Below are 21,092 nucleotides of genomic sequence, written 5' to 3' on the forward strand. Positions count from 1 at the left end.
TTGAACCGGCAGGATTCAGGTTGCATGAGTGAGAGGCCGCCCATTTCGCCCCGCAGCCCGCGCGCCGCGCTCGAGCCCGAGCAGGTGCCGCCGCCGCCCAAACGCTCCGAGCGCGCCCGCAGCCCGCTGGTGGTGTTCGGCAATGCCGTCATCACCATCATCCTGATCCTGATGATCGGCGCCGGCGGCGTCTATGTCTACGGCAAGAAGATGCTGGAATCGCCGGGGCCGCTGGCCGAGGACAAGATCGTCAACATCCCCGCGCGCTCCGGAACGCGGGAAATTGCCGAGACGCTACAGCGCGAGGGAGTGATCGATGTCAATCCCTGGCTGTTCACAGGTGCCGCGCTGGCGCTGAAGGCGAAGTCTGATCTCAAGCCGGGCGAATACGCCTTCCAGAAGAACGCGAGCCTGCGCGACGTCATCGGCGTCATCGTCGAGGGCAAGGTGGTGCAGCATTCCATCACCATTCCCGAAGGCCTGACGTCCGAGCAGATTGTGGCGCGCCTGTCCGAGAACAATATCTTCGCGGGCAGCGTTCGCGAGGTGCCGCGCGAGGGCACGCTGTTGCCGGAGACCTACAAATTCCCGCGCGGCACGCCGCGCGAGCAGGTGATCCAGCGTATGCAGCAGACGCAGAAGCGCGTGCTGGCGGAAATCTGGGAGCGGCGCAATCCGGACGTGCCCGTCAAGTCGCCGGAGCAATTGGTGGTGCTGGCTTCCGTCATCGAGAAGGAAACCGGCAGGGCCGACGAGCGCAGCCGCGTCGCTGCTGTATTCACCAACCGCCTGCGGCAGAAGATGAAGCTACAGTCCGATCCGACCATCATCTATGGCCTGGTCGGCGGCAAGGGCACGCTGGGCCGGCCGATCAAGCGCTCGGAGATCACCCAGCCTTCGCCGTACAACACCTATGTGATCGACGGCCTGCCGCCGGGACCGATCGCCAACCCCGGCCGCGCCTCGCTGGAAGCCGCGGCCAATCCGGCCCGCACGCGCGACCTGTTCTTTGTCGCCGACGGCACTGGTGGGCATACGTTCGCGGAAACCTACGACGCGCACCAAAAGGGCGTTGCAAGGCTGCGCGCGATGGAGAAGCAGATCCAGAATGACACGGTCGAGCCGGCTGAAGAGCCGCCGCCGGCCGCGGCTGCTCCCGCTGCGGCGCCGGCGGACCCCAACCCCACCGCGACGGCGAAGCCGCCGGCCGCACAGAAGCGGCCCGCTCGACAGCCTGCCGCACCCGCGCAGGCTCCGGCTCGTCAGGGCGCAGCGCAATCCACCACGACGCCACCGGTGGTGCAGCGCTAGAGCATGATGCGGAAAAGCATGCCCTCGGGCTCCGACCCGACGGGTGGGTACCGGTTTTCCCTGCGACAAACGCAAAGCGTTTGCGCGGAGATCATGCTCAAACAAAAAGATAGAGCGGGATGACGATTCGAAGAAAAGTCATCCTGCTCTAGCGCCGCCGGTTCGCGTCCCCGGCCAGCGAATTTCCCCTTTGCGTGAAATCGTCTTATGGTCGCGCGCGTTCCATCTTTGAGTCTCTTTACACGGTATTTCAGGAAAGTTGGCGATGGCGCTGTCGAGCATGACCGGTTTTGCCCGAAGCCAGGGCGCCAGCGGTCCTTATACGTTCGAGTGGGAGCTGAAGTCGGTCAATGCCAAGGGCTATGACCTGCGGTTGCGGCTGCCGCCGGGCTGGGACGAACTGGAATCCGTCGCCAAGAAGCGCGCGGGCGAATTGCTGTCGCGCGGCACCGTCTACGCCAACCTCACCGTCAAGCGCGCGGACGCTGTCTCGACCGTGCGCATCAACGAGGATGTGCTGGCCTCGATCTTGAAAGTTGCCGGCACGCTCGCTGCGAGAATCGACGCGGTTGCACCGAGCATCGACGGCCTGCTCGGCATCAAGGGCGTGATCGAAGTCGTCGAGCCCGAAAGCAACGAGGAAGAGGACAAGGCCGCAAAGGCGGCCGCGGCGGTTGCCTTCGAGCAGGCGCTGACCAATCTGGTCGAGATGCGCCGGCGCGAAGGCACGGCGCTCGGCCAGATCCTGATGCAGCGGATGGACGAGATCGAAAGCCTCGCCAAGAAGGCCGAAGCCGCGCCGGGCCGCAAGCCCGAGGCGATCAGGGCCCGCCTTGCCGAGCAGATCGCAGCGCTGCTCGAGACGTCGGACCGTTTCGATCCCGATCGCCTGACCCAGGAGGCGCTGTTGATCGCCACCAAGGCCGATATCCGCGAAGAGCTCGACCGCATCGCCTCGCACATCGCGCAGGCGCGCGAAATGCTGGGCAAGGGCGGGGCGGTCGGCCGCCGGCTCGATTTCCTGGCGCAGGAATTCAATCGCGAGGTCAACACCTGCTGCTCCAAATCGAACGACATCGAATTGACCAATACCGGACTCGAGATGAAGAACGTCGTCGAACAGTTCCGCGAGCAGGTCCAGAATCTGGAGTGAGGCATGGCGGCTAGCGGCCAGGACGGAGTTGAACGGCGCGGGCTGATGTTCGTGCTGTCGTCGCCGTCCGGCGCCGGCAAGACCACGCTGTCGCGCATGCTGATGGAAAGGGTGCCGGACCTACAGATGTCGGTGTCGGCGACGACCCGGCCGATGCGGCCCGGCGAAGTCGAGGGCAAGGACTACTATTTCGTCGATCAGAAGCGCTTCGACGAGATGGTCGCCAAAGGCGACCTGCTCGAATGGGCCCCGGTGTTCGGCAAGAGCTACGGTACGCCGCGCCTGCCGGTCGAGAAAGCTCTCGCCGAGGGACGCGATGTGCTGTTCGACATCGACTGGCAGGGCACGCAGCAGCTACGCGAAAAGGCCGGCACTGATGTCGTCAGCGTCTTCATCCTGCCGCCGTCCGCCGCCGATCTCGAAAGGCGGTTGCACACCCGCGCGCAGGATTCGGACGAAGTGATCCGCGGCCGGATGGATCGCGCCAGCCATGAAATGAGCCATTGGGCCGAGTACGACTACATCGTCGTCAATCAGAATGTCGACGATGCATTTGCCGAGGTGCAGTCGATCCTGAAGGCAGAGCGGCTGAAGCGCATGCGACGCATCGGCCTCACCGAATTCGTCCGCAAGCTACAGCGGCAGCTCGAAAAATAGCTAAAGCGTTTTCGAGCGAAAGCCTGCCCCGCACTTGATGCGGGGTGGGTACCGGTTCGCGTGAAGAAAACCCGTCAAGATAAAGAGATAGAGCCCCGATCCGAATCCATCGGACGGGGCTTTAGCTCAGGCCGCTGCGCGGCGCTGTATTTCCGCGAGCATTTCCTTCAACCGCTCAGTCGGATCGTCTGGCGTGCGCGCTTGCGCGGGATCAGGCTGTTCGGGACGAGGCTGTTCGGGTGGTGCCCGTTCGGGACGAGCCTGTTCGGGACGAGGCTGTTCGGAGCGCGCCGGTTCCGGACGCGGTTGCTGTGGTTGCGGCCGCGGATTTTCCTGGACTTCTTCCAATGACGGCATTGGCGCGCTGCGCGACAATCGTGTCGGCCGGGATTTTTTCCGCCCGAACATCGCACTGACGAGCACGCCGATTACCGACAGTCCGGCGACCAGCACCGTCAGCAGCATCGGCAGCGACATCGGTTGGTCGGCTACCGCATTGGCCTTGGCAGCGGTCGGTTTGGCCGCGGGAGGCGGAACGGCCGGCCGCGGCGGCGCGACAGGGGTTGCCTGCGTTTGAGTCTGAGCCTGCGCGATCTGCGGTTGGCTCTGAGCGACTTGCGGCTGAGTCTGCGCAGGCGGGATCGGCGCGGCTACAGCCGCGGGCGGGCTCGCCGCTGCCGGTTCGGGCCAGCGCGTGGTGGCGACCTTGCGCGGTTCCTCAGTGCGCTGCGCATCGGCTGGCGCTACCGTCGGCCATGGCGTGGCGGCGGCCTTCGATTCCGGCTCGACAGGTGTTTGCGATGACCATTCGGCGCGCGCATCCGTGACCGAACGTTGCGCAGTCGGCTTTTTCGGCGGCGCGACAGGCTTTTCTGGAGCCGCGGCTTCCTCTTCAGCCGCTTGCTTGCGCGCAGCTTTTCCCTTTGCCTCTCCCTTTACTTCTCCCTTGGCGTCGCCGAGGTACCAGCAGTTGCGCTTGTTGGCGCTGTCGCGGCGGTAATACCAATGGCCGCCGGGCGGCGTGGAGGCGCTCGGACCAAGCAGACAAGTGTCCGCGGGTTTTTCCTTTTCCTCGGTTTCCGGCGCGGCGTAGACGGAACTGCCTGCAAGAACGGTGGCAAAGATTGCCGACACGAATTTTGCAGCTAAACTTTTCATACCTGTCTCCGGATACGCGACGCTATTGCGACACCAGTTCTCAAGGAAAATCTGGGTCGCAATGAGCCGCAAATCCGGAGTCGTTAAGGCTTAATTTAGGCCTGTGTTTCCGCTGCGACAGCGCGCTCGGCAAGCCTGCGTTTTTGCCTAGTTTTTCAATACGATGCGGCCGACGACGCGTCCTGCGCGCAACTCGTCGATCCACTTCTGCACATCTGCCATCGGCTCTTCCCGCATCGGGGTCGGCTTGATCTTGCCGGCGCGTGCCAGCGCCATCAATTCCTTGCCTTCTGCAAGCGTGCCGACCATGAAACCCTCGATGGTCATCCGCTTGTAGATCCACTGCACCATCGGCAGGCTGAAATTGCCGCCCATCAGGCCGGAGACCACGATCTTGCCGCCGCGGGCGACAACCGAGACGGCAAATGCCATGGATTTCTCGTTGCCCGCGAAATCAACGATCTCGTCAAAGCCGCCTTCGGTTTCCTTGAGGATGCGTTTGACGATATCGGGCTCGGCCGGATCGTAAGCCGTGGCCGCACCGTTCTTCAGCGCGGTTTCGCGTGCGGCCGGATTCAGATCGGCAACCGTGATCGGCTGCTTGAACATGGCCTGCGCGAATGACAGACCCATCATGCCGACGCCGCCGAGCCCGATCAGCAGCAGGTTGCGCTGCCGCGGGCGATCGACCAGACGCTTGAGCGCGCCATAGGCCGTGACGCCCGAGCACATCAGCGTCGCCGCGACGTTGACCGGCAACGGATCGTACTCAAGGAGATATTTTGCATCCGGCACCAGCACATGGCTGGCAAAGCCGCCGTCGATAGAGACGCCGAGGAAGCGCTGCTTGACGCAGAGATTTTCATCGCCGTTCTGGCAATAGCCGCATTGTCCGCAGCCGATCCAAGGGAATACTGCGCGCCTGGCGCCAATCAGGTCTTTCGATGCGTCGGGGCCGACTTCCTCGACCACGCCTGCAATCTCGTGGCCGAGCGTGAACGGCAGCGTCATGCCGCGCGTGGTGTCGAGCTTCTTGCCGCCGCCGAGATCGGCGTAGCCGTCCTGGATATGCAGGTCGGAATGGCAGAGCCCGCAGCGTTCGATGCGGACCAGCACCTCGCGTCCCTGCGGCTTCGGCGTGTCGACGATGGTCTCGCACAATGGCGCATCGAATTTGACAAGTGACTGGCGACGCATTTGCGCCATGGCGTTTGCTCCCTAGGAAGTGCTGGATTTTTCGGACCGTATATCCGCCAATTCACGCGCCATGGCAACAAAGCCGGAGACCGGAATGGTCTCGGCGCGGCGGGTCACCTCGACATGTGCAGCGGCGGCGAGCCTCTCCGGATCGACGGAGAGCGATTTGAGGCTCTGCCTGAGCATCTTGCGGCGCTGGCCGAAGGCGGCGGCCGCAACCTGCTCGAGCGCGCGGCGGTCGCAGGCTTGCGGCTTTGCGCGCGGCACCAGGCGCACCACCGAGGACGTGACTTTGGGTTGCGGCACGAAGGCGGCCGGCGAGATGTCGAACAGGATTTTCGTCTCCGCGCGCCAGTTGGCAAGCACGGCAAGCCGGCCATAGGCCTCGTCGTTCTCGCGCGCGACGATCCGCTCGGCGACCTCGCGCTGGAACATCAGCACCATCATGTCATACCAGGGCGGCCAGGGCTCGACGGTGAGCCAGTCGATCAGAAGCTGCGTCGCGATGTTGTAGGGCAGGTTGGCGACGATTTTGGCGCGTTCGCCGGCGAGCAATTCGCGCGGATCGAACCGCTGGGCGTCGGCGCAAACAATATCCAGTCGGCCGGGATAGCGTTTTGAGATGTCCTCCAGCGGCGCCAGCGCGCGCTCATCGCGCTCCACTGCGATCACGCGCCTTGCGCCGAGCGCAAGCAGCGCGCGCGTCAATCCGCCGGGGCCCGGACCGACCTCGATGACGGTCGAATCCTCCAGCGGCCCGGCAGCCCGGGCGATGCGAGCCGTGAGGTTGAGGTCGAGCAAAAAATTCTGGCCGAGTGATTTGCGTGCCGAGAGAGCGTGTTCGCGGATGACGTCGCGCAGCGGCGGCAGGTCGTCGATCGCTGCCATCAGAGCATGATCCGGAAAAGTGGGAACCGGTTTTCCCTGCGACAAACGCGAAGCGTTTGCGCGGAGATCATGCTCAAACAAAGAGATGAGATCATGATGCGATTCCTTGCAATCGCATCATGATCTAGGCTGCCGCCATGCGGGCAGCCAGCTTGAGTGCGGCGATCAGGCTCGCCGGATTGGCTTTTCCGGAGCCGGCGATATCGAACGCGGTGCCGTGATCGGGCGAGGTGCGGACGAACGGCAGTCCCAGCGTGACGTTCACGGCGTCGTCGAAGGCGATGGTCTTGATCGGGATCAGCGCCTGATCGTGATACATGCAGATCGCGCAGTCATAGGTCTTGCGCGCCGCTTCGTGGAACATGGTGTCGGCCGGCAGCGGCCCGCGCGCGTCGATGCCGGCGTTGCGCAGAACGGCGATCGCAGGCGAAACGATTTCCTCGTCCTCGACGCCCAGCGTGCCGAACTCGCCGGCATGCGGATTGAGCCCGGAGATCGCCAGCCGCGGACGGGCGATGCCGAAACGCGCCTTCAGGTCGGCGACCGCGATGCGGGCGGTCGACACGATCAGCGCAGTCGTGAGCTGCTCGATCGCCTCGCGCAGCGCCAGATGGATCGTCACGGGCACCACGGCGAGCGTGGGCGACCAGAGCATCATCACCGGCTGCGGCACGCGCCCATTGTGTCCGGCAAGCTCGGCGAGAAATTCGGTGTGACCAGGATGGTTGAATCCGGCGCGATAAAGCACGCTCTTCGCGATCGGGTTGGTGACGATGGCCGCGGCGCGTCCGGCAACCACATCGCCGACGGCCTGACGGATCGATGCGATCGCCGCTTCCGCGCTGGTGCCGTCAGGCTTGCCTGGCGCTGCGGTCGCCCTTGTGCCGGTGGCGACGATGGGCAACGCGCCGGGAAACGCGGAGCAGGCGTCTTCGGCGCTGACGTCGGCGAATTCGATTTTGGCTCCGAGCGCCCTGGCGCGGGCGGCAAAAAAGTCGCGGTCGCCGAGCAGATAGAATGGCGGAAGCATCGCTTCCTTGCGGCGCAGCCACGCCTCAATGGCGATGTCGGGTCCGATGCCGGCAGGCTCTCCGGATGTCAGGGCAAGCGGCTTTGCCATGCATCAACGAGGTTCGATCATCGCGGTTCTGCGGATTTATATTCGATCATGGCGGCTCCGCGGACTTCCCGCAGATACGATTTCGATTTCGCCTCGTATTTTTCCAAAAACATCTTTTCGCGGATTTCCCGCTTCTTCGGCGTGTCGACCGTGGTTGGCTTGCGTCCGCACAGCGCCACCATCTCGACGCCCTGTTTGGTGATCTCGGGCGGGGTCAGATGGCCGACCGCGGTCTTGTCGAGCATGCCGCGAAGCGCTTCGGGAATGTCGGCAGTGGTCTTGGTCAGGACGTCGCGAACCGCAACGTTCGGCAACGACCTGAAGTAGCGGATCACGTCCTCGCAGGATTGGAAGCGCTCGCGCAGCGCTTCGGCTTCTCTCTTGCGCGCTTCGACGACGGGCATCGCAGAACCGCGCGGCACCAGCAGGACCACCGGCTGCAATTTGTATTCGAACGCCTCGATCTCGAGCTTTTCGTCGCCGCTCTCGCGGACTTTTGCGGCGACGTCCTTCTCGCCGACCTGAAGGCTTTCCTTGTAGCGGCCGCGCACCAGGCTGCCCCAGACGATGTCGGCCTTGATGCGCGCCTTCAGCGTTTCCGCCCGGATACCGGAGGCTTCCAGCGACTTGGTGAGCCCATCCGCCGTGGTGCGCATGCGCGAGGCCATCTGCGCGTAGGATGCATCGATATCGCTGGAGGTGGGATCCACGCCGAACCGCTTGCCTTCCTTGATCTTCACCTTTTCGTCGATCAGCTCGTTGATGACGGCCTGCCGGTCCGGCGTCTTGTGCGTGGAGAGGGCGGTCAGCTTGGAGCGCTGCTCGATGTCGAAATGGGTGATCGGCTCTCCGTTCACCATCACGGCGACGCTTTGCGCCAGCGAAGGCGAACTGCATCCCACCAGCACCAGGAAGGTTCCGATGACAAGAGCCGAAAGGCGATGCGAGTGCGTAGTCATGTTCCTATTCGCGATATCGACCGTTCGAATGTGAAGCCGCTGATGGCGGCAAACCCTCCTCGGGTTCCTGCGAGACAGGCTTACTGGATACCACCGCCCCCGGTGGCGGTCGACGACGAGTTCGCAATGGTTCGCAAGCCGATCTGGAACATGAACGCGTGGCTGAGCACGGGCGGCGCGATGCCTGCCGAGTAGCTGTAGGCCGTCACATAGTTGGCAGCCAGCACGAAGCAGTCGTCCACATAACCCGCGCCGATGATGTACTGGTTGAGCTTGTTGGCTTCAAGGTCCCATCGCGCCGCACCCGACACGACCCAGTTGGCGGCAACCTTGACCGAGGCGGTGCCCAGCACGCCTTCGCGGCGGGTGAGATAACCGAGTTCCGGCTGCGCCGCGTAGTTGCCATACATCATTGAAACCGACCAGCGGTCGAAGGTGGCGCGTCCCTCGGCCTCGAACCGGTTGACGTTCATCGTCGCCTCGTCGAACCGCGCTCGCGTCGAGAACGTGTAGGTCCGGTTCGGAGAATAATTGATACGGGCGACATAATCGGATCGCGCGGTCTCCAGACCGGAATTGACGCCGGTGTTGGTCACGTCGGCGACCGCAAAGGAGTTGAGGCCGAACAACTGGTAGGACTGCCCGAACAGGAAGTTGATCGAACCGCCACGGTCGAATTGCGTGGTGGCCTGCACGCCGACATTGGCGCGGCCGCCGCCTTCGACGCGGTCATAGCCGGAGAACTTGTCGACCGAGAACAGGTTGCTGGCGTCGAACACCAGGCTCTGCGCATCCTCGTTCGGCAGCTTGCCCGCATAGGTCTCGTTCGGGCGCAGGATGATCTGCGCGATCGGCTCGACCGTCGTTGTGCCCCACGGCTGAACGTTGATGAAGGGATAGCGGTATTCGAGGCCGACAGTCGGCATCACCCGCAGCGCCTGGGTGTCGCCGACGGGCAGGAAGTTGGACACGCCCGGCTGGTTCGAGATCGAGGCGTCGATTGCATCGATGCGGGCGATCGCGAACGGCGTCCAGATCTGGCCGATCGGGTCGGTGAACGAGCGCCGCCATTGCGCTTCCGCGGTCGCGCGGGTGTAGGTGCCGGGAATGCCGCGCAGCAGGCATTGCGATGGCAGCCGCGCCAGCGGATCGGCGGAGACGTTGAGGCACAGGCCGTTGGTGTTGGCCAATGTCGTGATCGGATCGAACGCGGCGGTCTCGCGCGACAGGCTGGTGAAGTTGGTCTTGTAGCTAACCTCGCCGCCCAGGATCGAGTGGTTGATCACGTTGCTGTAGTCGATCACCGGATGGATCACCGGCACCTGGTCCTGGAAGCCGGAGAAGCTGAGGTAATAGATCGTGCGCGCGTCGAAGTAGCTGCGATTGCCGACGCCGGTCAGGTAAAGCTGCGAGATCGCTTCCGTCGGCAGGGTCAGGAACGCATTGTACTGATCCTTGTACTGCGCGAGACGATAGTCGGACATGAAGTAGTAGTCCGACAGCAGCACGCCGTCCCAGCCCCACACCCACTTGTCGTTGAGTGCGAACTGGCCCTTGGTCTCGACGCCGCCGCGGAAATTGCGCTCGCCGGGGTAGCCGGCGTAAGCCTCGGGATCGAGCTGGTAAATGCCATAGGCGCGGATCTGGTAGGCGCCGTTGAGCAGGCGCTGGCGGAATTCGCCCTGCATCAGGACGCCCTGCCGCGTCGTGATGCGCGGATTGAGGGTGAGGTCGTAATCCGGCGCGAGCGCGAAGTAATACGGGATTTCGACGCCGATGCCGTAGTTCGACACTGACGTGTAGCTCGGCATCAGAAAACCGCTCTTGCGCTTCACGGTCGGATCGGGCGTCGAGAAGAACGGCAGATAGGCCATCGGAACGCCGAAGAATTCGAGCTGGGCGTTCTCGAAATACAGCATCTTCTCGGTCTGGTTATGGATGATGCGCGCGCCCTTGACCTGCCACAGCGGCGGCTTCTTCGGATCGTCCTTACAGGGAGCGCAAGCGGTGTAGACGCCGTTCTCGAACACCGTGTAGTTGCCGGCCGAGCGGTCCATGCGCGTTGCCGCCATGCGGGTCGCGTCCTCGGTGTCGACGCGCAGCGAATCGACGAAACCGTCACGGTAGTCGTCGCTCAGATCCATGATGTTGGCGTAGGTGATTTTGCCTTCGGCATCCGTCAGGCGGATGTTGCCCTCGGCGTGCAGGCGCTTGGTCTTCTGGTCATAGATGACCTTGTCGGCCTCCACGCTGGTGCCGTTGTAGAACAGTTGCACGTTGCCGACCGCCGACACGCGCTGATTGTTGTAGTCGTAGTCGACCTCGGTCGCCTGGACCAGCATCTGGCCGTCCTGGGGGGCAGGCGGCGGCTTCGGCCGGGGCGGGCGCGGATTGTAGGTAAAGCCCTGCGCGGCGGCAGGCGCGGTCAGCGCCAGACCCAGCCCTTGCGCAAGAATGAATCCTGAAATCAGGACAAGCGTGGACGCCAGACAAACGGCCAAGCGGCTACGCTGACGGCGCATTCCACTGCGCCGCCTGAACGCAGGCGACCTCAACTGGCGGGCGGCGACAACGGCCACTACCCGTCCTCCTGGTACAGCAAGGCCAAGAAACCGGTGAGGCCACCCACGCAGACGGGCAACCACGCCGCAGCGATGGGGTGCATCAACTCAGCCTTGCTCAAATCTTCAGTTACTTTCGACAAAACGTAGAGCAGAAAGCCTGCGCCCACGCCACTTAAAACCATCTTCTGAACACCGCCCATCCGGAAGAAGCGAAGGCTCACGGAAGCGGCCAACATCACCATTGCAGCCAGCAAAAATGGCTGTGCGATGAGCTTGTGGTACTGAAGGCGGTAGCCGGCGGTGGCGAAGCCTGAACTCTCCGATGAGCGGATGTAGTTCGGTAGTTGCCAAAACGACACAGTTTCGGGGGTCGAAAAGCTGTTGCGGACCTGGGCCTGAGTCAGCGTTGTTGCAACGTAGAGGTTGTCTTGTTCAACCGGTGGTGAGTCCAGGAAGAATCGGCGCACGCCCTTGAACACCCAGCGGCCTTCCTCAAGGGCCGCTTCGCGAGCCTCGATTCGCTCCTTGAACTGCAACGCGGTATCGAATCGGAAAACCGTGAGGCCGGTCAGGCGGCCGCCCTGCTGCTCGCTGCGCGCCGCGTTGATGATCCACTGGCCCTCATTGTTGACCTGGTTGAGCCAGAAGCCGGAGGCATCCTGAACCCCGCCGCCGGGCGCGTTGCCGAACAGCTCGGCTTCCATCCTCTTGGACTGTTCGCGCAAATTGGCCGACATCGGATTGTAGGCGATAGTCGCCAGCACCCCGAGCACGATCGCGCTGCCAAGCGCCGGCGCAATAAACTGCCACGCCGAGACGCCGGCGGCACGCGCCACCACCAGTTCGAGCCGCCGCGACAGCGCGAGATAGCAGGTCATCGCGCCGATCAGCACGCAGAACGGCATCATTTTCTCGAGCAGTTGCGGCACGCGGTACAGCGACGTCAGCGCGACCGTGATCGCCGATGCCGAGACGAGGCCGGAGGTCTTGCGGACCATCTCGATGTAGTCGACCAGCACGAGCAGCAGGAAGATGCTGGCAAACACGCCCACCGCCGCGACCACGAAGCGGCCGGCGAAATAGCGCCCGAGCGTGTTGGTCATCATGCTCATGCGGTGGCGGGCCGTCCAAATAGCCGCACCATGCGGACGTTGAACTTGTGGATCGCTTCGTTGAGCACCGGCGGTATCTCGACGACGATGCCGTTGACGATGATCAGCATGCCGCCGGCGGTCGCCAGCACCAGCATCAGGTATTGCACCGCTGCTGCCGCCGGATTTTTCACGGTCATCACCGAACACGCGAATCCGATCATGCGCAGCCCGAACACGGCGAACACCGCGCAGCCGATCGCAAAACCGCGGCTCTGGCGCGTCGTGCGCGGCGTGCCGAGGAAGGCGAAGGTCAGCACTGCGAATGCGAAGGGATAGAGCGGCGCCAGGAATCGGTCGTGCAATTCGGCGCGGAACTGTCCCGTCAATTGCTGGTACACGGGATCGTCGGGCGAGGGGCTCATCAACTCCCACAGATAGCGTTCGCGAATCCCGAGCGTGACGTCGCGCCCGCTATTGGAGAACTTCGACATGTCGAACGCGTAGCGGCCGAACGCCACCAGCGCCGGATCTTTCTTGCCCGCCTCGAATCGCTCGAGATTGCCGTCCTCGAGCACGAGATAGGAGCCGTTCTCGTTCTTCAGGATGGTGCCGTGGTCGGCGATGATGGTGACGCGTTCCTTCGGATCGCGGCGGTCGTCGACGAAGATGCCGGCGAGCACGCCGCCGGGCTGCCGCTCGCGGATCCGGATAGTGAGGTCCTTGTCGAGCTGGGCGAAGCGGCCGGGCTGCAGGATGTTGGTGAGGATGTCGGCGGTGATCTCGGCGTCCCACTGCTTGATGCGGCGCATGCCGTCGGGGGCGAGATAGGCGGCGATGAACGCGACCGCCGCCGCCACCACGCAGGTGGCATAGAAGAACGGCAGGAACAGGCGAAAGGGCGAGAACCCCGCCGCGTTCATCACGATGATTTCCGAATCGGTCGCGAGCTTGTTCAGCGTGTGCGAGATCGCGATCATCAGGGCGATCGGCGAGATGATCAGGATCAGCGCCGGAATCACCAGGCTGGTGATGCCGAGGAAGGTGACGATGGTCTGGCCCTGGCTCGTCATCAGGTCGATGCCGCGCAGGGCCTGCGTAATCCAGATCACCCCGGTGAGACTGACCAGAACCAGCGCAAACGACGCCAGCGTCGTGCGGAATATGTATTTGTCGATCGACCCCATCGCCTACCGCACGGTCCCCGCAGCCCCACCTCGCAGCCCAATGGGCGGCAAGCGACCAATCCCTTGGAAGGAGGGATCCCCTTTGGTCGCGCCACCCTGTGTCAGGCCCAGTCTCTCACTACCATCCCTTTGATCCGTCAACAAAATGGCTGCCCCAAGGCACCCCTGCCATAAGGTTAATTATTCATCCGATGTGGCCCCTCGGCCACGGCGCGCTTGGCAGCGCCGCGGCCGGCAGGCCATAGTGCAGGCTTGACGGATCGAGCCCGCTGTCGAACACAGGATTCGCTTGTCTTTCGGTGGTATTCCCGCCCGCCGCTCGCCTGACTTTTCGGAGGATTTTCTCATGACCGACGCCGTCAAGATCGGCTTCGTCCCGCTTTCCACTGCGCCCAAGGGCAGTCTGGTGGTGTTTTGCGACGATGGGTTGAAGCTCGGGCCGGCTACCCGCAAGGCGCTGGGGGCCGCGGCTGATACCATCAAGCGCGCGGCGGCGGCCAACCAGTTCAAGGGCAAAAGCGGTTCGGTTTTGGACATCCTGGCGCCTGACGGAATCAAGATTCAGCGCTTGATGGTGGTCGGCACGGGTAAATCCGACGGCCCGAAAGCGGCCGATTTCCTCAAGTTCGGGGGCGTGACGGCCGGACGGCTGAATGCGGCCAGCACGGCGGTGACGGTGCTGGCGGAATTGCCCGATGGCGCCATGAAGCCGGAGCAGGCGGCCGCGTTGGCGTCCGGCTTGCGCCTGCGCGCCTACAAGTTCGACCGCTACAAGACCAAAAAGAAAGACGGCGAGGACGCCGCCGTGCGCTCGGAGATTTCGCTCGCGGTCGAGGACGTCGGCGCGGCGCGCAAGGCTTTTGCGCCGGAAGATAATGTCGTCGACGGCGTGATCATCGCCCGCGAGCTCGTCAACGAGCCGCCGAACGTTCTCTATCCCGAGGAATTCGCCCGCCGCGCCGGCCAGCTCAAGAAGCTTGACGTCGACGTAGAGGTGCTCGACGTCAAGGCCATGACCAAGCTCGGCATGGGCGCGCTGCTCGGCGTTGCGCAAGGGTCGGCGCGGCCCGGCCGCATGGTGGTGATGCGCTGGGACGGCGGCAAACGCGGCGACCAGCCGGTGGCCTTTATCGGCAAGGGCGTCTGCTTCGATACCGGCGGTATTTCGATCAAGGGCGCGGCCAGCATGGAGGACATGAAGGGCGACATGGGGGGCGCTGCCTGCGTGGTCGGACTGATGCACGCGCTGGCGGCGCGCAAGGCCAAAGTGAACGTCGTCGGCGCCATCGGCCTTGTCGAGAACATGCCCGACGGCAATGCGCAGCGCCCGGGTGACATCGTCACCTCGATGTCCGGCCAGACCATCGAGATCATCAACACTGACGCCGAGGGCCGCCTGGTGCTGGCCGACGTGCTCTGGTACGTGGCGAAAAAATTCAAGCCGAAATTCATGGTCGATCTGGCGACGCTGACCGGCGCGATCATGGTCGCGCTCGGCACCGATCATGCCGGCATGTTCTCTAACAATGACGAGCTGGCGGAGCGGCTCATCAAGGTGGGCCAGGAGACCGGCGAAAAAGTCTGGCGCATGCCGCTCGGTCCGGAATACGACAAGCTGATCGATTCGCAATTTGCCGACATGAAGAACACCGGCGGCCGCCATGGCGGCTCGATCACGGCCGCGCAGTTCCTGCAACGCTTCGTCGACGGCACGCCGTGGGCGCATCTCGACATCGCGGGCACCGCGATGGGCGCGCCGAAGACCGATATCAATCACAGTTGGGGGTCGGGCTACGGCGTCCGCCTGCTGGAGCGGCTGGTCGCGGACTACTACGAAACCAGGAAATCATGACCGAGGTCCTGTTCTACCATCTTCAGAACATGTCGCTCGAGAGCGTGTTGCCGCCTCTGCTCGAGAAATCGCTCGGTCGCGGCTGGCGGGTGGTGGTGCAATCGACCTCGCAGGAACGCGCCGACGCGCTGGACGCGCATTTATGGACCTACAGCGATGATTCGTTCCTGCCGCATGCGACCTCGCGCGTGGCCGATGCGCAGGACCAGCCGATTATCCTCTCGGTCGAGGAGGACAACCCGAACAGCGCCAATGTGCGCTTTCTGGTCGACAATGCCGCCATGCCGGCGGATGCCGAGACTTATGAGCGGGTGGTGCTGGTCTTCAACGGCGATGACGGCGATGCGCTGGCGGCGGCGCGAGCGACCTGGAAGGATTGCAAGTCGCGTGGCTTTGATGTGACCTATTGGCAAGCCGACGAGCGCGGCCGCTGGCAGCGCCGGGATTAGCGATCAGTCGGAATTAATGATAATCTTCACTTTCTTCGACTAACCTTCTGGCCGGCCACGGTCGTGCCGCAAAAGGATGTTCGGACAATTGCTTAGGGCCCGGGCGGGCCTTCCGGGTGGGAACTGAGTACATCGTGCCAGACGGGATCTTTGCTTCGAAACGACTGCTCGCGTTGTGTGCGCTGGCGCCGCTGATGGCGGGCTGCTCGAGCGGCACCGACCTGTTTTCAAAGGATGCGGAGTGGTTCTCGCGTTCGGGCCGCGTGTTCATCCGCAACGTTTCGATCGAGACGCCGCCGCTCACGCCCGAGCAGGCCGTTCGGCCGGACGATCTCGTGAGCGCTGACGGGGCTTGCCCCGGCATGGCGCCCGGCCCGGGCGATGCCAATGCATTGGCGAACGGCACCGAGAACGCGCCGCCGCCGGCTGGCGGAACGGTGGCGTTGGGCCATACCGAATGCGACGTCGTGCGCGGCATCGGCGCGCCTGACAATGTCAGCCTGTCCAACAATCCGCGCGGCGACCGCGTGGCCGTCGTGACCTATTCCCGCGGCGCACGTGCCGGCATCTACACGTTCACCGGGGGCCGGCTGAGCTCGGTCGAACGCGGACCGGAGCCGGTGGCGCAGCCGAAGACGGCAAAGCCGAAGCCGAAGAAGAAACCGGCGGCGACGTAAGTTCCGCGCGCGCGATCTAGCCGGCGGCTTCGTCCGACTGCGTGCCGGCTTCCAGCCGGGCTTCCTCGGCCCGCTGCACCGCGTCGGCGGCGCGCGGCCTGGCCGTCAATAACGAGGCTCCCGATCGTAAAATTTTGTGAAGGCTTGATCGCGCACCATAAAGATCGACACCTGAGCAAAGCCATCCGTTCGATCCGGAGAGCCGGGTTTCCATTCGCGGAAAAAATCTTTCGTGGTCTGGCGAAATTTATCCAGTTGCTCAGGACAAGAGATTTCCAGCCCTTTCCAAGCTTCTTCTCTGGACTGCTGAGCTCTCTTTGCCTGGTCCACCTGGGCGTACAAGCAGTCGTAATATTCCGCTTCAGCCTTTTGCTTGAGCCCGGATTTTTCTCCAGTTGTCTTAGTGACTTGGTTTTCGGCAAGAACGGGCTGCATGTCCGACATCGCGATCAATGCCGCAAACAGACTCATACTAACCTTGTTACCCAGCATGCGCTTTGGTCTCTTGCTGCAAGCTTCCACGACCCCGAAACACCGTAGCTCCCGTCGTTCCGCCCTACAAGGGATTGATAATTTGCAAGGTGCGATCGGCCGCGGAATCATTACGGTGACAGTGCTGGACTGCACTCAATTGCCGCGCGAAATCTGCCGCACGTTAGGTCAAAATGTGACTACCCTTCGGGCCAAAAATTGACTTCCGATTTTCGGAAGTAATGTCAAGCCCCGGAATAAAAAATATTCCGCTGGTGATTTCGGCAAATCAGAATCCCAGCCGTCTCATCCCCGAGGAGGGGCGTTGGCCATCGTCACCACACGTTGGGATGGGATTGCGGTGGACGCCTTGGTTCGGCAGACGACCGGACAAGGGCGTACGGCGAAGTCGTGTGGTCCTGGCGCCGCTATGCAGGCGCTAAGTCTTGCGGAGCAATCCGCTGATGACGGTGACAACAAAGCGCTCTCACCGGGGAGATCACGTTATAAGCCGTAAAGCCATTGCGCAGGGGATGCCGGCGTGTTCACCGCTTCACCTGTATGCTCGTGTGCGCCTTTTTTGCTTGCGCAATTGGCACACGAGACCGCGGGTGCAGCGCGCACCCGGCATTCCCTGCTCCCTCTATGTCGAAGAGGGATAGCGAGATCGAATAACTCGGGCTGAAAGCGAGCCGCGAGAGTGAGGGCGCATGTCTCTCCCCGTCATTGCGAGCGAAGCGAAGCAATCCAGCTTTGCCGCAGCAAGAAAGCTGGATTGCTTCGTCGCAAGTGCTCCTCGCAATGACGACGTCAAAACAAAAGCCGGAGCCTCGTTCCAATTCAATCTGAACGGAAAAAGCTCCAGACTAATTCGCCGTTGCATCCGACTGCGTGCTCGCTTCCAGCCAGGCTTCCTCCGCCCGCTGCAACGCGTCGGCCGCGGCGGCGCGGGCCTTTGCGAGCTGCGCAGCCTGCTTCGGGTCGCGCGTAAAAATATCGGGCAGCGCCAGCGCGGTGTCGATCTTTTCGATGATGCCGGTGATGCGCGCGATCTCGGCCTCCGCATTGGATATCTGCTGCTTGAGCGGGATGCGCCTTTCGCTGCGGACGCGCTGCGGCTTGTCGCGCTCGCCGGCCTCGCGCTCGCGCGGCGCGGTCCGCACGCCGTTCGCCGACAGCACCATGCGCCGGTAATCTTCGAGGTCGCCGTTATAGCTGGAGACGGTGCGGTCGGCGACCACCCACAGCCGGTCGGCGCAGGCTTCGATCAGATAGCGGTCGTGCGAGACCATGATCACGGCGCCGGGGAATTCGTTGATCGCCTCCGCCAACGCCGCGCGGCTGTCGATGTCGAGATGGTTGGTCGGCTCGTCCAGGATGATCATGTTGGGGCCGAAGAAGGTCGCAAGCCCCAGCAGCAGCCGCGCCTTCTCGCCGCCCGACAGACTCTTCACCAGCGTGTCCGCAGCCTTGCCGGAAAAGCCGATCGCGCCGGCACGGGCGCGGACCTTCGATTCCGGCGCATCCAGCATCAGCCGCCGGATGTGATCGTAGGTGGAGGCTTCCAGATCGAGCTCGTCGACCTGATGTTGCGCGAAATATCCGACGAGGAGCTTTTCGGCGCGGGTGACGTGGCCGGAGAACGGCGCAAGCTTGCCGGCGAGCAGTTTCACCAGCGTCGACTTGCCGTTGCCGTTCGCGCCGAGCAGCGCGATGCGGTCGTCGTTGTCGATGCGCAGCGTTACACGGTTGAGCACGGGCTTGGCTGCATCATAGCCGACCGAGACATTGTCGACCGCGATGATCGGCGGCGACAGCGTCCTTTCCGGCGTCGGGAACGAAATCTCGTGCACGTCCTGCGTCACCAGCGCAGTGACCGGCTTCATCCGCTCCAGCATTTTGACACGCGATTGGGCTTGCCGCGCTTTCGATGCCTTGGCCTTGAAGCGGTCGACGAACGCCTGAAGGCGCTTGCGCTCGTCGGCTTGCCGCTTGGCGTGCTTGGCGTCGAGCATCTCGCGCATCGAACGTTGTTCCTCGAACGAGGAATAGTTGCCCTTGTAGAGCGTCAGCTTGCCGTTACTGAGATGCAGGATCTGGTCGACCGACGTGTCGAGCAGGTCGCGGTCGTGGCTGATCACGATCACCGTGCGCGGGTAGCTCGAAAGATGATCCTCCAGCCACAGCGTGCCTTCGAGGTCGAGATAGTTGGTCGGCTCGTCCAGCAGCAACAGATCGGGAGCTGCGAACAGCGTCGCCGCCAGCGCGACGCGCATGCGCCATCCGCCGGAAAATTCCGAGCACGAGCGCGCCTGGTCGGCGGTGGAGAAGCCGAGGCCGGACAGGATCGCGGCGGCGCGGGCAGGGGCCGAATGCGCGTCGATATCGACCAGCCGGGTCTGGATCTCCGCGATACGGTGCGGGTCGTGCGCCGTCTCGGCCTCGCGCAGCAGCGCATCGCGTTCGAGATCGGCTTTGAGCACCACATTGAGCAGGCTTTCCGGCCCGTCCGGCGCTTCCTGCGCCAGCGAGCCGATGCGCCAGCGCGGTGGAAGCGCGATGCTGCCGCTCTCGATCGGAAGGTCGCCGCGGATCGCATGAAACAGCGTCGATTTGCCGACGCCGTTGCGGCCGACAAAGCCTACCCGCGCGCCGGGCACGATCTGCACGGAACTCTGGTCGATCAGCAGCCGTCCGGCGATCCGGATCGAGATGTCGTTGATGGAAAGCATGCGGCCTTGTCACCGGAGCCGCGCGCAAAGGCAACCCGTTTGTTCAATCAAATGATGCATCGCCTTGCCAGATAATGATTTTCCAACTATGGCATGTGCGTCATCAAGAGTTGAGCTGACGCTCAACGCCAACCTGCTCCCGGGCAAGGTGGTTGTCCCCTTCAAAGGGGAGATGCGGCCGGTCCGGCAACCAAACGGGATAGCGCCGCACGTTGCGTCAGTTTTGCCTTTGACGGCGAACAGGAACCCAGGGCGGTGCGGCAAATGAACAATCCCCAGCAATTCGCGAGCGACAATTATTCCGGCATCTGTCCCGAAGCCTTCGAGGCGATGCGCGAGGCCAATTTCGGCCACGCGCCGGCCTACGGCGAGGACCTATGGACGGCGAGGGCGGCGGACGCTTTTCGCAAGCTGTTTCAAACGCCTTGCGAGGTGTTCTTCGCCTTCAACGGGACCGCGGCGAATTCGCTCGCGCTGGCGGCGCTCTGCCAGTCCTATCACAGCGTGATCTGCGCCGACACGGCACATGTCGAGACCGACGAATGCGGTGCGCCGGAATTCTTCTCCAACGGCTCCAAATTGCTGGTGGCGCCCTGCGCCGGCGGCAAACTGACACCGGAGGCGATCCGGTCGATCGCGACCAACCGCAGCGACATTCATTTTCCGAAGCCGCGCGTGGTGACGGTAACGCAGCCGACCGAGACCGGGCAGGTCTACAGCCTCACTGAGCTACGCGCGATCTCAGCCTGCTGCCGGGAGCTCGGTCTCAGCCTGCACATGGATGGCGCGCGCTTTGCCAATGCCTGCGCGAGCCTTGGGTGCAGCCCGGCCGACATGACGTGGCGCGCCGGCGTCGATGTGCTGTGCTTTGGCGGCACCAAGAACGGCATGGCGGTGGGGGAGGCCATTTTGTTCTTCGATGCAAAGCTGGCGGAAGATTTTGACTATCGCTGCAAGCAGGCAGGGCAACTGGCCTCCAAGATGCGCTTCCTGTCTGCACCGTGGATCGGCATGCTCGAATCCGGTGCGTGGCTTCGCAATGCGCAGACCGGCAACGAATGCGCGAGGCGCCTGGCGACACAGATCGGCGGATTGCCGGGTGTGGAAATCATGTTTCCGGTAGAAGCCAATGCGGTGTTCGTCCGCATGGCGGAGGCAAAGCTCGCGGCGCTTCGCGCGCGCGGCTGGCAGTTCTATACCTTCATCGGAGGTGGCGCCCGTTTCATGTTCGCCTGGGATGCGCGGCCCGAACGCGTCGACGAGCTGGCGGCCGATATCGGCCGGATCGCGAAAGATGGCGCGAGCAGCTAGCCCGAACCGGCGCCGTCGCGCCTGCGCAGTTCGTCCATCAATTGCGCCAGGTACGGGGGCAGATCATTTTTGACCGGGCGGAGATTCTGCTGGAGCCGTTCGCCCACGGCGTCGCAGATCGACCGGCATGTCTTGTGGTCGATGAGTTCGAAGCTGCTGTCGATTCGGCCCGTCATGGCGAGTTCCACGTCGCTTGGTCAAAGGGATCATTCCATGCAGGACCAAGTCGCGGATGCGGAATTTGTTTCGCGGTCGCAGACGGTTGTGGCGCGCTGTTGCAGCACGCCGTGCAGGCAAAGCGCTTTTGGTTCCGCC

18 protein-coding genes and 1 riboswitch are annotated in these 21,092 nt (G+C 63.3%); of the genes, 7 read left to right on the top strand and 11 right to left on the bottom strand.

What is annotated here, in order from left to right; all coding sequences use genetic code 11:
• The first annotated feature begins 24 nt into the window (after positions 1-24).
• The 3 genes from mltG (at position 25) to gmk (ending at position 3,121) form a co-directional block, all read left to right on the top strand.
• The gene (gene mltG, locus JQ628_RS12830) at positions 25-1,311 is read left to right on the top strand and encodes an endolytic transglycosylase MltG (RefSeq protein ID WP_212222927.1); all 1,287 of its coding nucleotides are present in this window, start codon (positions 25-27) and stop codon (positions 1,309-1,311) included.
• A 265-nt stretch (positions 1,312-1,576) separates the two neighbouring features.
• Positions 1,577-2,464: a YicC/YloC family endoribonuclease gene (locus tag JQ628_RS12835; RefSeq protein ID WP_212222928.1), complete on the top strand. Its 888-nt coding sequence runs from the start codon at positions 1,577-1,579 to the stop codon at positions 2,462-2,464.
• A 3-nt stretch (positions 2,465-2,467) separates the two neighbouring features.
• On the top strand, positions 2,468-3,121 hold the full coding sequence (gmk, locus tag JQ628_RS12840) for a guanylate kinase (RefSeq protein WP_212222929.1): 654 nt from the start codon (positions 2,468-2,470) through the stop codon (positions 3,119-3,121).
• Positions 3,122-3,247: 126 nt separating this feature from the next.
• Here the strand turns inward: gmk and JQ628_RS12845 are convergent, their stop codons facing one another.
• The 8 genes from JQ628_RS12845 to lptF all read right to left on the bottom strand — a co-directional run bounded on the left by JQ628_RS12845 (position 3,248) and on the right by lptF (position 13,285).
• Positions 3,248-4,279: a hypothetical protein gene (locus JQ628_RS12845; protein WP_212222930.1), complete on the bottom strand. Its 1,032-nt coding sequence runs from the start codon at positions 4,277-4,279 to the stop codon at positions 3,248-3,250.
• A gap of 147 nt (positions 4,280-4,426) precedes the next feature.
• Positions 4,427-5,485, bottom strand: a complete 1,059-nt coding sequence (locus JQ628_RS12850; RefSeq protein ID WP_212222931.1) for an alcohol dehydrogenase — start codon at positions 5,483-5,485, stop codon at positions 4,427-4,429.
• A gap of 12 nt (positions 5,486-5,497) precedes the next feature.
• Positions 5,498-6,364 carry a 16S rRNA (adenine(1518)-N(6)/adenine(1519)-N(6))-dimethyltransferase RsmA gene (gene rsmA / locus JQ628_RS12855; protein ID WP_212222932.1) on the bottom strand — a complete coding sequence of 289 codons (867 nt, stop codon included), beginning with the start codon at positions 6,362-6,364 and terminating at the stop codon, positions 5,498-5,500.
• A 124-nt stretch (positions 6,365-6,488) separates the two neighbouring features.
• The gene (pdxA, locus tag JQ628_RS12860) at positions 6,489-7,484 is read right to left on the bottom strand and encodes a 4-hydroxythreonine-4-phosphate dehydrogenase PdxA (protein WP_212222933.1); all 996 of its coding nucleotides are present in this window, start codon (positions 7,482-7,484) and stop codon (positions 6,489-6,491) included.
• Between the two features lie 17 nt (positions 7,485-7,501).
• Positions 7,502-8,443 carry a peptidylprolyl isomerase gene (locus JQ628_RS12865; RefSeq protein WP_212222934.1) on the bottom strand — a complete coding sequence of 314 codons (942 nt, stop codon included), beginning with the start codon at positions 8,441-8,443 and terminating at the stop codon, positions 7,502-7,504.
• A gap of 80 nt (positions 8,444-8,523) precedes the next feature.
• A complete protein-coding gene (locus JQ628_RS12870) occupies positions 8,524-11,022 on the bottom strand; it encodes an LPS-assembly protein LptD (RefSeq protein WP_433996129.1) in 2,499 nt (832 codons plus the stop codon).
• Positions 11,022-12,119 carry an LPS export ABC transporter permease LptG gene (gene lptG / locus JQ628_RS12875; protein ID WP_212222936.1) on the bottom strand — a complete coding sequence of 366 codons (1,098 nt, stop codon included), beginning with the start codon at positions 12,117-12,119 and terminating at the stop codon, positions 11,022-11,024. The genes JQ628_RS12870 and lptG overlap by 1 nt, the downstream gene beginning before the upstream one ends.
• Positions 12,116-13,285 carry an LPS export ABC transporter permease LptF gene (lptF, locus tag JQ628_RS12880; protein WP_212222937.1) on the bottom strand — a complete coding sequence of 390 codons (1,170 nt, stop codon included), beginning with the start codon at positions 13,283-13,285 and terminating at the stop codon, positions 12,116-12,118. Before lptF ends, lptG begins: the two co-directional genes overlap by 4 nt.
• Before the next feature lie 346 nt (positions 13,286-13,631).
• On the opposite strand from lptF, the gene JQ628_RS12885 reads away from it, so the two are divergent.
• The 3 genes from JQ628_RS12885 to JQ628_RS12895 all read left to right on the top strand — a co-directional run bounded on the left by JQ628_RS12885 (position 13,632) and on the right by JQ628_RS12895 (position 16,263).
• Positions 13,632-15,137, top strand: a complete 1,506-nt coding sequence (locus tag JQ628_RS12885; protein ID WP_212222938.1) for a leucyl aminopeptidase — start codon at positions 13,632-13,634, stop codon at positions 15,135-15,137.
• Positions 15,134-15,586 (top strand): DNA polymerase III subunit chi, encoded by a 453-nt coding sequence (locus JQ628_RS12890; protein WP_212222939.1) that lies wholly within the window; start codon positions 15,134-15,136, stop codon positions 15,584-15,586. The genes JQ628_RS12885 and JQ628_RS12890 overlap by 4 nt, the downstream gene beginning before the upstream one ends.
• Positions 15,587-15,780: 194 nt before the next feature.
• Positions 15,781-16,263, top strand: coding sequence for a hypothetical protein (locus tag JQ628_RS12895; protein ID WP_249127856.1), 483 nt, complete (start codon positions 15,781-15,783; stop codon positions 16,261-16,263).
• Between the two features lie 105 nt (positions 16,264-16,368).
• Here the strand turns inward: JQ628_RS12895 and JQ628_RS12900 are convergent, their stop codons facing one another.
• Together JQ628_RS12900 and JQ628_RS12905 are read right to left on the bottom strand one after the other, a co-directional pair.
• Positions 16,369-16,755: a hypothetical protein gene (locus JQ628_RS12900; protein WP_212222940.1), complete on the bottom strand. Its 387-nt coding sequence runs from the start codon at positions 16,753-16,755 to the stop codon at positions 16,369-16,371.
• A gap of 845 nt (positions 16,756-17,600) precedes the next feature.
• On the bottom strand, positions 17,601-19,466 hold the full coding sequence (locus JQ628_RS12905) for an ABC-F family ATP-binding cassette domain-containing protein (protein WP_212222941.1): 1,866 nt from the start codon (positions 19,464-19,466) through the stop codon (positions 17,601-17,603).
• 95 nt (positions 19,467-19,561) lie between these two features.
• Positions 19,562-19,670, top strand: a riboswitch (SAM-I-IV-variant riboswitch).
• Positions 19,671-19,730: 60 nt separating this feature from the next.
• Between JQ628_RS12905 and JQ628_RS12910 the strand changes: the two genes are divergently transcribed.
• Positions 19,731-20,777, top strand: a complete 1,047-nt coding sequence (locus tag JQ628_RS12910; RefSeq protein WP_212222942.1) for a threonine aldolase family protein — start codon at positions 19,731-19,733, stop codon at positions 20,775-20,777.
• Here the strand turns inward: JQ628_RS12910 and JQ628_RS12915 are convergent.
• Positions 20,774-20,953, bottom strand: a complete 180-nt coding sequence (locus JQ628_RS12915; RefSeq protein ID WP_212222943.1) for a hypothetical protein — start codon at positions 20,951-20,953, stop codon at positions 20,774-20,776. The genes JQ628_RS12910 and JQ628_RS12915 overlap by 4 nt on opposite strands.
• Between the last annotated feature and the right edge of the window lie 139 nt (positions 20,954-21,092).

It is taken from the genome of Bradyrhizobium lablabi (genome assembly GCF_018129385.1).
Taxonomy (GTDB): Bacteria; Pseudomonadota; Alphaproteobacteria; order Rhizobiales; family Xanthobacteraceae; genus Bradyrhizobium; species Bradyrhizobium lablabi_C.